Source organism: Paenibacillus thiaminolyticus (genome assembly GCF_003591545.1).
GTDB lineage: Bacteria > Bacillota > Bacilli > Paenibacillales > Paenibacillaceae > Paenibacillus_B > Paenibacillus_B thiaminolyticus_A.
This window is the reverse complement of the sequence record NZ_QYZD01000007.1, coordinates 121,557-134,343: the sequence shown is the minus strand read 5'-3', so window position 1 is coordinate 134,343 and position 12,787 is coordinate 121,557. Positions and strand designations below refer to the sequence as shown.

Annotated in this window: 14 protein-coding genes; 7 read left to right on the top strand and 7 right to left on the bottom strand. The window is 52.7% G+C overall.

Annotated elements, in window-relative coordinates:
- Positions 1-2 precede the first annotated feature (2 nt).
- The 6 genes from ehuD to thpD all read left to right on the top strand — a co-directional run bounded on the left by ehuD (position 3) and on the right by thpD (position 4,856).
- Positions 3-653: an ectoine/hydroxyectoine ABC transporter permease subunit EhuD gene (ehuD, locus tag DQX05_RS10645; RefSeq protein ID WP_119793356.1), complete on the top strand. Its 651-nt coding sequence runs from the start codon at positions 3-5 to the stop codon at positions 651-653.
- Positions 654-669: 16 nt separating this feature from the next.
- Positions 670-1,536, top strand: coding sequence for an ectoine/hydroxyectoine ABC transporter ATP-binding protein EhuA (ehuA, locus tag DQX05_RS10640; RefSeq protein ID WP_119793354.1), 867 nt, complete (start codon positions 670-672; stop codon positions 1,534-1,536).
- On the top strand, positions 1,533-2,078 hold the full coding sequence (gene ectA, locus DQX05_RS10635) for a diaminobutyrate acetyltransferase (RefSeq protein WP_259391900.1): 546 nt from the start codon (positions 1,533-1,535) through the stop codon (positions 2,076-2,078). The genes ehuA and ectA overlap by 4 nt, the downstream gene beginning before the upstream one ends.
- Positions 2,075-3,358, top strand: coding sequence for a diaminobutyrate--2-oxoglutarate transaminase (gene ectB / locus DQX05_RS10630; protein WP_119793352.1), 1,284 nt, complete (start codon positions 2,075-2,077; stop codon positions 3,356-3,358). Before ectA ends, ectB begins: the two co-directional genes overlap by 4 nt.
- A 114-nt stretch (positions 3,359-3,472) precedes the next feature.
- The gene (locus tag DQX05_RS10625; RefSeq protein WP_119793463.1) at positions 3,473-3,856 is read left to right on the top strand and encodes an ectoine synthase; all 384 of its coding nucleotides are present in this window, start codon (positions 3,473-3,475) and stop codon (positions 3,854-3,856) included.
- 97 nt (positions 3,857-3,953) lie between these two features.
- Positions 3,954-4,856: an ectoine hydroxylase gene (gene thpD / locus DQX05_RS10620; protein WP_310735658.1), complete on the top strand. Its 903-nt coding sequence runs from the start codon at positions 3,954-3,956 to the stop codon at positions 4,854-4,856.
- 474 nt (positions 4,857-5,330) lie between these two features.
- Here the strand turns inward: thpD and DQX05_RS10610 are convergent, their stop codons facing one another.
- Genes DQX05_RS10610 through DQX05_RS10600 form a run of 3 tightly spaced genes read right to left on the bottom strand, consistent with a single transcriptional unit; the run spans position 5,331 to position 8,122 of the window.
- Positions 5,331-5,909: a TlpA family protein disulfide reductase gene (locus DQX05_RS10610; protein ID WP_119793347.1), complete on the bottom strand. Its 579-nt coding sequence runs from the start codon at positions 5,907-5,909 to the stop codon at positions 5,331-5,333.
- 24 nt (positions 5,910-5,933) lie between these two features.
- Positions 5,934-6,473 (bottom strand): MauE/DoxX family redox-associated membrane protein, encoded by a 540-nt coding sequence (locus DQX05_RS10605; protein ID WP_119793345.1) that lies wholly within the window; start codon positions 6,471-6,473, stop codon positions 5,934-5,936.
- A 2-nt stretch (positions 6,474-6,475) separates the two neighbouring features.
- Complete coding sequence (locus DQX05_RS10600; RefSeq protein ID WP_220483169.1) at positions 6,476-8,122, bottom strand: ABC transporter ATP-binding protein; 1,647 nt, start codon at positions 8,120-8,122, stop codon at positions 6,476-6,478.
- Positions 8,123-8,391: 269 nt separating this feature from the next.
- Here DQX05_RS10600 and DQX05_RS10595 point away from each other — a divergent pair, with 269 nt between their 5' ends.
- Entirely contained in the window at positions 8,392-8,940 is a 549-nt protein-coding gene (locus DQX05_RS10595) for a peroxiredoxin family protein (protein WP_119793341.1), read from the top strand.
- A 56-nt stretch (positions 8,941-8,996) separates the two neighbouring features.
- Here the strand turns inward: DQX05_RS10595 and DQX05_RS10590 are convergent, their stop codons facing one another.
- The 4 genes from DQX05_RS10590 to DQX05_RS31395 form a co-directional block, all read right to left on the bottom strand.
- On the bottom strand, positions 8,997-10,661 hold the full coding sequence (locus DQX05_RS10590) for an ABC1 kinase family protein (RefSeq protein WP_119793339.1): 1,665 nt from the start codon (positions 10,659-10,661) through the stop codon (positions 8,997-8,999).
- Positions 10,651-11,022 (bottom strand): phasin family protein, encoded by a 372-nt coding sequence (locus tag DQX05_RS10585; protein WP_119793337.1) that lies wholly within the window; start codon positions 11,020-11,022, stop codon positions 10,651-10,653. Before DQX05_RS10585 ends, DQX05_RS10590 begins: the two co-directional genes overlap by 11 nt.
- A 112-nt stretch (positions 11,023-11,134) precedes the next feature.
- Positions 11,135-12,574 carry a dipeptidase PepV gene (pepV, locus tag DQX05_RS10580; protein ID WP_182914707.1) on the bottom strand — a complete coding sequence of 480 codons (1,440 nt, stop codon included), beginning with the start codon at positions 12,572-12,574 and terminating at the stop codon, positions 11,135-11,137.
- A gap of 1 nt (position 12,575) precedes the next feature.
- A partial coding sequence (locus DQX05_RS31395) for a hypothetical protein (RefSeq protein ID WP_220483168.1) occupies positions 12,576-12,787 on the bottom strand: 212 nt, incomplete at its 5' end.

The window sequence follows — 12,787 nt, the reverse complement described above, 5'->3', positions numbered from 1 at the left end:
GTATGTGGAGTTGGGACTACGCATTGGAGATTCTCCCTCAGCTGCTGCAGGTGCTCCCGATCACGATCGGCGCGACGCTGCTTGGATTTGCGGCGGCATGCGTGCTTGGGTTGCCATTGGCTCTTGCTCGCCGATCCCGATATCGAGCCGTATCCGTGCTTGCGAATGCGTGGATGGAATTCATCCGCAGCACTCCGCTGCTCGTTCAGTTGTTCGTGCTCTTTTACGCATTACCGCTTTATGGCATCTCATTCTCTCCGTTTGTCACCGGAGTCATCGGATTGGGCTTACATTATAGCGCTTATCTATCCGAAGTATTTCGATCGGGGATTGAGGCGGTGCCCGCCGGTCAATGGGAAGCGGCCAAGGCGCTTAACTTCGGCAGGCGGCATTCATGGACGAATATCATCCTTCCCCAGGCGATACCGCCAATTATTCCCGTTATGGGCAACTATTTGATTACGATGTTCAAGGAAACTCCCGTCTTATCGGCGATCACGCTTGTCGAACTGCTGCAAACGGCCAAAGCGATAGGTTCAGGCTCATTCCGCTATCTGGAGGCCTTTACGATGGTCGGGTTACTATTTCTGCTGCTAAGCTATCCTTCCTCTCTGCTTGTCAGCAGATTGGAGAAGAGATTTCAGACGAAATAGGGGGTGGAAAGCGAAGATGGAGAGCGTCCAATGCAGGCCGCTGGCCTCGCAAGCGGCACACGATCCAATCGTCAAGTATCGGAATATATGCAAGTCGTACGGTTCTGTGAGGGTGCTGCAAGATATCAATCTATCCATTTATCCGGGGGAAAAGGTTGCCGTCATCGGCCCGAGCGGATCCGGCAAGACGACGTTGGCCCGCATTCTCATGACATTGGAGCGGCCCACCTCGGGAACGATTCAAGTCGACGGGGAGTGGCTTTGGCACCAAGAAGTGAAGGGCAAGCTTGTGGCGGCGAAGGAAAAACATCTGCACAACGTACGCAGCAAGATCGGCATGGTTTTTCAGCACTTTCACCTTTTTCCGCATATGACCATTTTGCGCAATGTGACGGAAGCGCCGGTGCATGTGTTGGGATGGAGCAAGCAGGAAGCCGAAGCGCACGCGCTGGAGATGCTGGCTAAGGTTGGACTGGCAGACAAGGTGAAGGAATACCCTGCACGCTTGTCCGGCGGGCAGAAGCAGCGCGTGGCGATTGCCAGAGCCGTAGTCATGCGTCCGAAGGTGATGCTCTTCGACGAAGCGACCTCCGCGCTCGATCCGGAGCTGGTCGGCGAGGTGCTTACGGTCATCAAGGACTTGGCGGCTGAAGGCGACATGGCGATGATGCTCATCACGCATGAAATGGATTTTGCCAGGGAGATTGCCGATCGGATCCTATTTACGGATGGCGGCTCCATCGTCGAACAGGGAACGCCGGAGCAAATATTCGAGAACCCGCAAAGCCCGCGCCTGCAAGCCTTTTTGAGCCGGTTCAGGCAGACGTGGTATATGGGAGGAACTCAACAAGCTTCACCATCTGCGGAAGAGGGGGGACGATGAGCATGAATGTCAACGTCACGCAATCCTTGCCCTGCACGATCCGCAACGTGCGGAAGGGCGATGGAACGGACATTTGGAAGCTGGTGCAAGAGAGCGGAACGCTTGATGTCAACTCGGCCTATTGTTATATCATGCTGTGCGAATATTTCGCCGACAGTTGCATCGTAGCTGAGCACAATCGGAATATTATCGGCTTCGTATCCGCGCTTCGGCCGCCGGAGATGCCGGACACGGTATTCGTCTGGCAAATCGCGGTGCGTGCGGGCTATCGAGGCCGAGGGATCGCCGAAGCGCTGCTGCGCACATTGTACGAGACGGCATGCCGGGATCGGGTGCGATTCATGGAGACGACGATCGCGCCAAGCAACAAGGCATCCCAGCGCCTGTTCGCCAAGATGGCGAAGACATGGAAGAGCGCGCTCGTGACCAAGGAGGGGTTCTCCTCTCAGCTATTTCCGGAAGGAGCGCATGAGACCGAGAAGCTGATCCGCATAGGGCCATTGCGCCACAATATACACGATAGAATGGAGACGGTGACATGAAGGTATTGGATGCAAGAACAACATCGTTACAAGTATTCGAATCGTTGGAGTCCGAGGTTCGAAGCTACTGCAGGTCGTTCCCGACCGTATTTACGAAGGCGCAAGGCTATAAGCTGTGGGATGCTGACAATCGAGAGTATATTGATTTCTTTGCCGGAGCCGGCGCACTCAACTACGGGCATAACAATCGAACGATGAAGCGGAAGCTGCTGGACTATATTCAGCAAGACGGCGTGACGCATAGCTTGGACATGGCCACGAGGGCGAAGGAACAATTTCTGAAGAAATTCCATCGGGTCATATTGGAGCCGCGAGGACTGGACTACAAGGTAATGTTCCCAGGGCCGACAGGCGCGAACACGGTGGAGAGCGCCTTGAAGCTGGCGCGCAAGGTAACGGGGAGATCAACCGTCTTCAGCTTCACGAACGCCTTTCACGGCATGACGCTTGGGGCCTTATCCGTCACGGGCAACAAGTTCAAGCGGCAAGGGGCGGGCATACCGCTTCATCACGCAGTCACGATGCCGTATGACGGGTACCTGGGACCGGATATCGATACGCTCGAGTATATGGAATGCTATATGAATGACAGCGGCAGCGGGGTGTCGCGGCCGGCTGCCGTCATCGTCGAGACCATTCAGGGTGAAGGCGGGATTAACGAGGCGAGCAATGAATGGCTGCAGCGGCTGGAGCGGGTGTGCCGCAGCCACGAGATTGTGCTCATCGTGGACGATGTGCAGATGGGATGCGGCCGCACAGGGACCTTCTTCAGCTTCGAGCGGGCGGGCATTACGCCGGACATCGTCTGTCTGTCCAAATCGATAGGCGGATATGGACTGCCGATGGCGCTTACGTTAATCCGCCCCGATCTGGATATTTGGGAGCCCGGCGAGCACAACGGCACGTTCAGGGGCAATAATTTGGCCTTCATCACCGCGGCCGAGGCGCTTGATTATTGGAGCAATGATCGATTTACGCAAGAAATTATGGAAAAAGGAACGATGGTTCGCTCTTGCTTGGAAGAGCTAGTCGCACAATATCCTGAACTACAAGGAACGGCGAGAGGCCGAGGATTGATGCAGGGGATTGCCTTCGGCATCCCAGGCATGGCGGAGCGGCTCTGCGCCAGAGCCTTTGCGCAAGGGCTCATCATGGAGACATCGGGCACAGACAGCGAAGTGGCGAAGATTATGCCGCCGCTCACGATCGATGACACGGGTCTGCTTGCAGGCTTGGATATTTTGCGAACATGCATGAAGGAAATGGCGGAAGAGCTGTAGCAAGCCGTCATATCGGCGAACGGTGAAATTTTGGAGAACACGATATTGTTGAGAACACGATATTATGGGAAACGCGAAATTATGGAGAACACGACCAAAAGGGAGGAATTTACGATGATCGTCAAGCAATTATCTGATATTCTCGGCACGGAACATGATGTGAAGGCAGAGACATGGAACAGCCGCAGATTGCTGCTCAAGAAGGACGGAGTCGGTTTTTCCTTGCATGATACGCTGATCAAGGCAGGCACGGAGACCGAAATCTGGTACAAACATCATGTGGAGGCGGTCTACTGCATCGAAGGAGAAGGGGAAATCGAGGTAGTCGAGAGCGGAGTTGTCTATCCGATTCAACCGGGGACGTTATATGTGCTCGATGGTCACGAGAAGCATCTGCTGAGAGGGAAAAGCCAGATGCGCATGCTGTGCGTATTCAACCCGCCTTGCACGGGCCATGAGGTGCATGATGCGGAAGGCACATATCCGTTAGAAGTCTAGCCGCAGGTGCATGCGGACGAAGACAAGGTTATGACGACTGACATAAAAAGCTGGAACGCGAACCGCCATACTTTTTCACGGAAGGAGCATGATCATATTGAGAGGACAAAGCCAAGCGCAGGAGGCTATAAGAACGCCGGATATGTATCCGTCCAGAGTGAATACGGAGACCTTATTGTTAAAGCGCCCGGATCCGGTTGTCTACAACCATAGGATCGGGCAAACAGAGATAACAGCCGAACAACTTGCTTCCTATGAAGCGGACGGATACTTGTTTCTCGATTCGTTCTTCAGCGAGGATGAAGTGCAGGTATGGAAGCGGGAGCTGCTCCGCTTGTTCCAGGATCATAAGAACAGCACGAAGCCGGAAGTGATTCGGGAGCCGGGCAGCGACGAGATACGCTCGATTTTTGCCGTGCATCGGGAGGGCCTATTCCGCCAACTGGCGAACCACCCGAGAATCCTGCCGATCGTGCAGCAGATTCTCGGCAGTCAAGTCTATGTGCATCAATCGCGCATTAATTTCAAGCAAGGCTTTACAGGCAAAGAGTTCTACTGGCATTCCGACTTCGAGACATGGCATGTGGAAGACGGCATGCCGCGCATGAGGGCATTGAGCTGCTCCATTGCGCTGGAAGAGAATAATGCGAACAACGGCCCATTAATGGTCATCCCCGGATCGCACCGCATGTTCGTCTCTTGTATCGGGGCCACGCCGGACGATCATTATAAGTCATCGCTGCGCCGTCAGGAATACGGCATTCCCGATCAGGAGAGTCTCATACATCTGGCCAATCAAGGCGGCATTGTGGCGCCTACGGGCAAGGCCGGCTCCATTCTATTGTTCGACTGCAATGTGATGCATGGCTCGAACAGCAATATTACGCCGTTCCCGCGCAGCAATGTATTCATCGTCTATAACAGTGTCGAGAATCCGCTTGAACCGCCGTACTCAGGCAAGCCGCCGAGACCTGACTTTATTGCGGCCCGTTCATCCTAGCAGAAGACGGTTAATCAATAGGGAGAAGACCCATCGCGCGATGGGTCTTCTTTTACCGTACATCCAGCATGGGTGCTTTATACTTGATAATAAAACCAAATATGGATCTTATGATATAAATAAAATATAATATGTATGTAATAAAAATATTAGTAATGGAGGTAATGAGGGTGAAAAATTTTTTGAGCAAGTTGACAGGATTCCAGCCTGCTGCCGCGCGCTGCATCTTAACGCGCAGAGTTGTCTCCTGCCGCTCCGACGTCCTGTGCATTATGCAAAAAGTGTCCTCCTGGGAGTACTATGCTGATCGAGATACGGGAGAAGAGTGTACAAGGCCAACAAAAGTAAGATGCGGTTGCTAGGAACAAGCCTATTTTCGCCAGAATAGGAATGGGATGAACAAGGGAAGCGATTTGCCTCTGCCAAGATGCAAAATCGCTTCTTTCTGTGGCCGTTTTTCTTACCGTGCTAACTCTACTCATTCATAACCGATAAGGGGCTTGGGACCCGTCCATGGGAACGCGTCGCTTCATTCTCCAGCATGTTCCACAGCATGTTCGGACTCATTAGCGAATGATGGGATTCTAGGATTCCGTTTTGATTCACTAGAAAAGCATAGGGTACTTTGCTTACCCCATAAGCGTCCATAATGTCCACAGAACGAATATATTCGATGCCGGAAGGGAGCATCGCCTGAATCTCTTCGTCATTGGATTGCTTATCCGTATTGATAACGACGATGTGTATATCCCAATTTTCAACCACTCTTTTTAAGTCGGGCAATATGCTTTTGCAGGTTTGGCATGTCGTACTGATAAAGAGAAGCAGCACTTTTCTGTGGCTCAACAATTCCCTTAGAATCACTTTGCGCCCCTGTGAGCCCCATTCACGAAAAAGTGGAACTTGCTCACCGATTTGGAGCTCGGTTAACGAAATCCCGCCCACGCTTTTTATTTTCGCAAGAAATTGACCAAGGAGTCTCGCCAGCATGAATATAAGCAGCAATTGGATGAGCACCAGCACTAAAGTGAGGATAATGATAAAATCGGTCATTCGAATCTCCTTCCTCGTTGGTTTTCAGATAAACATCCTCATGAGGCGAACAAGTTTTTTTTGGATGTTGAACAAATCCTTGAATAGATAGAGCAGTGAAAAAAGGATGAGCGAGAGCATGAGCAGCCCAAGTTTATGGATAAAAGCAATCTCTCCTGTGTACAAGGATTGAGATTTCCATAGACCTACAACCGAAAAGCCGAGAAGAAGATTACGAAGCACTAATCCCCAGCTCAGCTGTTCATTTTCAAGAATCCCGCCACATCCGCAATTTATATGCCGATGCCCGCGCATCAAATTGAAACCGATTGCAAAGGCATAAATACTTAGCAGTGAACCGATGGAAACCACATGATAAAGCGTGATTCTGGACAAGAGAAGCGAGAGGCCTATAGCAAGCTCGACCGCGGCAAATAATATAAAAGACGGAACTATAAATCGGGAGGGCACAAGGTGATAAGCATTCATGTTGCGAATATGTTCACGGTAGTTCAGCGTTTTATGCAAAAAGGTGGAGAGAAACAAAAAGGCAAGCACATTTTGGAACATAACAACGAGAGCCATGTTTACACGACAACCTCGCTTTCCTGGTTATAAATTTTGGTTTGCGCGCGATATAAACGATGGTATTCTCCCTGTCGGCGCAAAAGCTCTTGATGTGTGCCTTCCTCGACGATGCGGCCTTCCTTCATCACCAAAATATAGTCCGCCTGCACGGCGACGCCAAGACGATGCGTAATGATCAGCACTGCTTTGTCATTGTTCCCTTGGAATAATTCATGAATAATATCAAGCTCCGATTCCGGGTCCATGGATGAGGTGGGCTCGTCAAGAATGATCACATCGCTATTTTTGAATAGAGCTCTTGATAAGGCCAGCTTTTGCCATTGCCCCCCGGATAATTCATGGCCTCCTTCAAAATGACGTCCTAGCAATGACTCATAATGCTCAGGCAGCTTGGATATGTGCTCATGAATTTTCGTTTTTTTGGCGGCAGCTATCACTTCGGGCTTGCTCGGGTTGTTCAGATTGCCAAAGCCGATATTCTCCCGGGCGCTGAATTCATATTCAATGAAATCCTGAAATAAAGCGGCAATCCGTTGATGGTAGGATCCAATAGCATAGTTGTGCAAAGGAATTTGGTTGACGCATATCGTATTTTCTCCCGTATCAATTAGACCTAGTATGCATTTGATCAGCGAGGTCTTGCCGGAGCCGTTTTCTCCGATGATGACTATCTTTTGTCCTTTTTTAATAGACAGATGAATATTTTTGAGGGTCGGTTCTATTTGATTTGGATAAGTAAACGTGAGATTGTGCACACTGATCTGGTTGATGGCGCCGCATTTGATTTGCGAAGGCGAGCTTGTCAGCTCCTTTTTTTGTTGAAAAGATTTGAACTCCTCGATATACAAACTGATTTCATAGATATTGGATAGTGAAGCGGACATTTCGGTCAAGCTGGATTGAATATTTTGAATCGATTGCAGGGCCGCCACGAACGCCCCTATTTCTATTCTCTTGGCCGAGATCAGCAGGATAATGAGAATCCCAGACACAATATAGGTCAACGTGAGCAGCATGCTGCCGGCAAGCTCCCATATGCCTTGATTTTTGGATAAATTATATTTTTCTTGCGCGCTCCTCTTATAGAATGAAGACCATTTTTCGATCAGATGCGAGCCCAGTCCAAAGAGGCGAATTTCCTTCAAGGAATCTCGTTGGCTTAGGAGATCGGATATGTACATTTCTCTCCTGTGGTAAGGAGTCAGAAATCGAGTGAGCGCATATCTTTTATTGCCGAAACGGATATGAATCATCAGGATCGGAATCGAAAATAAAAAGATAATGACCAGCAATCCCCAATGGATATGGGTAATGTAGCCCACCAACGACACAACCGTGATCATGGTGCTTCCAAGAGACATGATGGCCTTAACCATCGACACGATTTGGAAGTGGCTATTGATAATTCGCTGGTTCTGGTCATAAAAAGACGGGTCCTCAAAGGTGGAGTAGGGCAGATTCATAATTTTGCGGAATATCTGTTTTTTGAGCACCAGACCGAGCAGATTTTCAAGTTTTTGATCATTTAATTGAGATAAAAATTGAAGAATATAGGCAGACAAAATAATGACCATTTGGAAGCTTAAAATCGATAACGCTGTGGCAAAACCATGCCCGGGTTGAGCGATTACAATAACCTCGTTCACGAGTTCTTGCATCGTCCATACGCTAAGCAGAGGCAATAAACCTAGCGTGAGATGGAGCGCAACGGAAATGTAAAAATAGGGTTTGTTCAATCTCCAAATATAAAGAATGGCAAACCAGGAACCGCGCCAAATATTTGAAAAAGAATACATCATTTCTCGCCTTTCATCAATATTTGCCATCCTAGTAAAAAATAAGTATGATATAAATTGAGTATATACATAATATGGCAAACGCGCAAGGACGAGATTTTTTATGGCGGAGGTTGAATGTGGCTATCTATTTTCAATGTACTTTGCTAGCATGCGTTCTATTTGCAACTATTGTTGTCTACAAATCCTTGTCTTCTATGCTTCATCGGACGAAAAGCATGGAGGGAGAAGGGGGGAGTCGCCGCCTATACCCCTTACTGCACCAGGAAGCTCCCTCGTTTATCTTGCCGGATGCCGGCGGTACCAGCTTTGATTTAAGCCATGCCATAGCGAAGAATGGAATCCTGCTTATATTTATCGATTCACACTGCCCTTATTGCATCCCTTCATTAGAGAGATGGATTCAAGCAAGTTTGGAACGGGGAACCGCCCTAAATACTGCAGTTTTGCTAAAAGAAAGTGGAATTGCAGGCTACAAAGAACTGTATAGCACTAGTAAAGGAATCCGATTTTTGCAAGCCGGCGAGAAAATATTTGAATCCTACCAGATTACAGAATATCCGTACTTTGTCTATGTGAATTCCAGGCAAGAGATTGTATATGCCTCTCCGGATCCGGAGGGATGCTGGGGAAGGAAGGACATCCCGCTTCAAAGCTGCGCAGAGTAAAGAGGAATCAATGCCGGAGAAGCTGCGCCCTCGGCACAACTCCCCGCATTGCCTTGCTAGAACCTGCCGGATCGGAAAATCGACAGCAGCAGCCAGATGAACATCAAGGCCGCGATGAGGAAGCCGATCTCGATCGCGGGAATGTTCCAGAGCAGCGTCGGCCTCCTGCTGAGCGAGGAGCCGACGATCAGCCCGACCATAATGATGCTGAAGGCAAGCAGCACGATGCTGAAGGAGAGCCGGTTGCTGATCTGATCGAGCTTGTGCAGCACATGCTCCAGATCGCGCAGCTCCATTTCGGCCTTGATCTTGCCCCGGCTGAGCAGAGAGGAGAGCCGGTTCGCCTGCATCGGCAGATCGGACACCGCCTGCACCAGATCGAGCGCGCCGCCGACCACCTTCTTCTGGATGCGGCGAAGGCTGTACTTCTCCTTCAGCAGCTTGACGCCGAACGGCTCGGCCATATCGAGGATAGAGATGGTCGGATCGAGCCTCTCCACGATGCCCTCCAAGGTGAGTAGCGCCTTGGCCAGCAGAATCAGATCGGGAGGGAAGACAATCCGGTGCTTCTCGGCGACGGCGAACAAGTCGTGAAGGGACTGGCCGAGACTCACCTCGGAGAACGGCACGTCGTAATACCGGTCCCGCAGCTGATCCAGGTCGCGGCGAAGCGCATCCATATCCGTCTTGTCGGAGATGAGGCAGAGCCGGGCAATCGCCCGGAGCATGCCCGACGTTCGGTGCTGCATCAGCGCAATAATCAGCTCCGCTAAATTCTCTTTCATTTCCCCGTTCAGGTGTCCGACCATGCCGAAGTCGATCAGGGCGATCCGATTCTGATCGAGCACCATAATATTGCCTGGATGGGGGTCGGCGTGGAAGAAGCCGTCGATGAAGATCAGGTGCAGCATCGCATGCACGAGGCGCTCGGCGATCGACTTGCGCTCCGGCCCCTTCGGGAACCGTTCCGTATAGTGGTTCAGCATCATGCCGTCCACATATTCCATCGTCAGCACCTTGGCCGAGGAGCGTTCCCAATCGATACGCGGAATATGGATGCCGGGATCTCTGCGCAGCAGCTGCGCCATCTTGTCGGTGTTGCGCCCTTCATGCTGATAGTCGAGCTCGGCAATCATCGATTTGGCGAATTCCCGAACCATCTCCGGGATCTGATACTCGGACACCCAGGCCCAACGGCGCGTTGCCGCTTCGGTCAACCCCTGGAGTATTTCTAGATCCCGCTCGATGATGGAGGTAATGCCAGGCCGCTGCACCTTGACGGCTACCGCTTCGCCGTTCATCAGCCAAGCCCTGTGAACCTGGCCGATGGAGGCGGCGGCGAGCGGGGTGTCATCGAAGCGCCGAAAAAGCTGCCCAAGCGGCCGGCCCAGCTCGTCCTCGATGATGCGGCCGGCTTCGGCGCCGGTGAAGGGCGGCACTTGATCCTGCAGCTTCTCCAGCTCTTGAATGATGCTGTCCGGCAGCAGATCGGCCCGGGTGCTGAGCAATTGGCCGAGCTTGATGAACGCCGGGCCGAGCTCCTCCAGCACGAGGCGAAGCCGTTCGCCCAGCGTCTTCGTCTGCGGCGTCTCGTGCGTAATCCAGCGGCGGGGCAGGGACAATACCCGGCTCAGCCCGATTTCCTCCACAACATAGCCGAAGCCATGACGCATCAGCGCCATGGCGATATCGCGGTAGCGGCCCGCATGCCTAATCCGCACGGCCGTCCGTCTCCATATTCGGCTGTCCATCCTCATCGCCGGGTTCATCCGGGCCAGCCCCTTCGAGCGCGGCAACCCGCTGCTCCAGCATCATCACCCGCTGCTTCAGCGCGATCAGGTCGGAGCTGGCGGCCACATCGAAGTCCTGCAGCTTGCGCTTCACCGTATCCTGAATCGAGGCGTTGAAGGAGGCTTGCTCCTCTTCCCCCCGTTCCACGAGCTGGTTAACCAGTGCTTTTGACTGCTCGGGAGCGATCTCTCCCTTCTGGACAAGCTCGTCGACGACCGCCTCGATTTTCTCCTTGCTGACCACGGCGAGGCCCCAGCCCAGGGAGACCGCTTTTTTCAACAAATCACTCACGTTCCCAATCCCTCCCTCATCGTTATATCCCTAATATGCCCAGGAGGGTCCGATTTCATTGATACACCCTAGAGGCGGAGGGAGGACAGGGATCAGCGAGCATCTGCTTCGATCAGTCTTCCAGATTGGCTAATTCATAGATCGCGCGGGCATAGATAGCCGTTGCCTTCAGCAGGTCGTCAATAATAATGTACTCATCGACCTGATGCGCGGTCTCTTCGCGTCCCGGGAAGAGGGCGCCGAAGGCTACACCGTTGTCGAGGAAGGCGGCATAGGTGCCGCCGCCGGTCGTAAGCAGCTTAGGCTCCAACTGAGTCTCTTCCTCGTAGATGGTCTGGAGTGTCCGGATCATCGGATGGTTCCGATCGACATGATGCGGTTCCTTCAGATCGATCTCGCGATCCATCTCGATGCCGTATTCCGCAATTTTCTCCTCGAGCGGCTTCAGCACATCGGCAGAGCTGTAGGAGACCGGGAAGCGGATATTGAGATGGAAGAACGGAGCCGACGCACTATTGTATTGGAAAATCCCGGCATTGACCGTAAGCGGCCCGGTAATGTCATCGACACAGGCAATGCCAAGGGCGGTGCCCAGATGGTCATCGACCAGATGCTTGTCGATGAACCCGATATACCGGGCGGCGTCCGGCTGGAAGCTGTATCCGCCCAGGAAGCGGATGAGCTTCAACGCGGCGTTGACGCCGACATGCGGCTCCATCCCGTGAGCCGATTTGCCCCGCATGCGCAGTGTCGCTTGACCTGCGCTCACTTCTACGGTGCCGGCCAGTCCCGCATCCGCGCAGTACGCCTCATAGCGCTTGGCGAGGGAGGCGAGCGCTTCCGGTTCGCCTGCGACGACGGCGACGGCCGATTCCGGCACCATATTGGCGATGCCCCCGCCATCGAAGCGGACGAGCTCGTATTGCGGGGCCGCACCCTCGCTGGCTGAAGAGCTGCCGAAGCCGCGCAGGTAGAACTTCGTATTGATCTGCCCCTTCTCGGCATGAGTTATCGGGAAGTCCGCATCCGGAGCGAATCCGGATACCGGCATCTTTTCCCGCTCCGTATAGGTCTTCATGCATTCCATTCCGCTCTCTTCGTCCGTACCGAAGATGACGCGCACCCGGCGCTTGAGCGGCAGGCCCAGATCCTTGACGAGCTTGAGACCGTAGAAGGCGGCCATGGTCGGGCCCTTGTCATCGATCGCGCCCCGGGCGAACAGCTTCCCGTCGCGGATATCCGGCTCGAACGGCGGAGTGGTCCACTGCCCGGTCGCCGGGACGACGTCCAGATGGCAGAGCACGCCCACATATTCCAGCGCCGCCTCATTTCCGTATTCGGCATAGCCGACGTAGCCGTCAAGATTGCCAGTGCGGAATTGTTCCCGCTCCGACAGCCCGAGCATGTAGTCCAGCGCCTGGGCGATATTTCGGCCCATCGGCTGTCCCGGCCCGGCCGTAGCGTTATCCTTCGTGCTCTCAATGCGGAGCAGGCCTTGCAGGTCTTGCAGCAGTTCTTCTTTTCTCTTGTCGACTTCCGCCAACCAGTTCATGTCAACACGCTCCTTCAGCATGGCGTTCGAATTCATGTAATGTATCCATCTGCCCTTCTCCTTCCCGAATGCGGGAACGGATGCAAGCCAAGTCAAGCTTCGCTCTATACGTAGTATAAAGCGGGAGGCGCAAAATACTCAACTTTCCCCGTCTGAACGCCGTTTCGCCGCTTGCTGTCGCTCCAGTCCGCTGCTCGCCTTCGGTCCGTTTCG

Bases quoted from the DNA above. Each gene is read 5' to 3' on its own strand.
- ectA (WP_259391900.1), top strand. From the start codon at position 1,533: ATGAGCATGAATGTCAACGTCACGCAATCCTTGCCCTGCACGATCCGC.
- ehuA (WP_119793354.1), top strand. From the start codon at position 670: ATGGAGAGCGTCCAATGCAGGCCGCTGGCCTCGCAAGCGGCACACGAT.
- pepV (WP_182914707.1), bottom strand. From the start codon at position 12,574: ATGAACTGGTTGGCGGAAGTCGACAAGAGAAAAGAAGAACTGCTGCAA.
- ectB (WP_119793352.1), top strand. From the start codon at position 2,075: ATGAAGGTATTGGATGCAAGAACAACATCGTTACAAGTATTCGAATCG.
- ehuD (WP_119793356.1), top strand. From the start codon at position 3: ATGTGGAGTTGGGACTACGCATTGGAGATTCTCCCTCAGCTGCTGCAG.
- DQX05_RS10625 (WP_119793463.1), top strand. From the start codon at position 3,473: ATGATCGTCAAGCAATTATCTGATATTCTCGGCACGGAACATGATGTG.
- DQX05_RS10605 (WP_119793345.1), bottom strand. From the start codon at position 6,473: ATGGCTCTCGTTGTTATGTTCCAAAATGTGCTTGCCTTTTTGTTTCTC.
- DQX05_RS10610 (WP_119793347.1), bottom strand. From the start codon at position 5,909: ATGACCGATTTTATCATTATCCTCACTTTAGTGCTGGTGCTCATCCAA.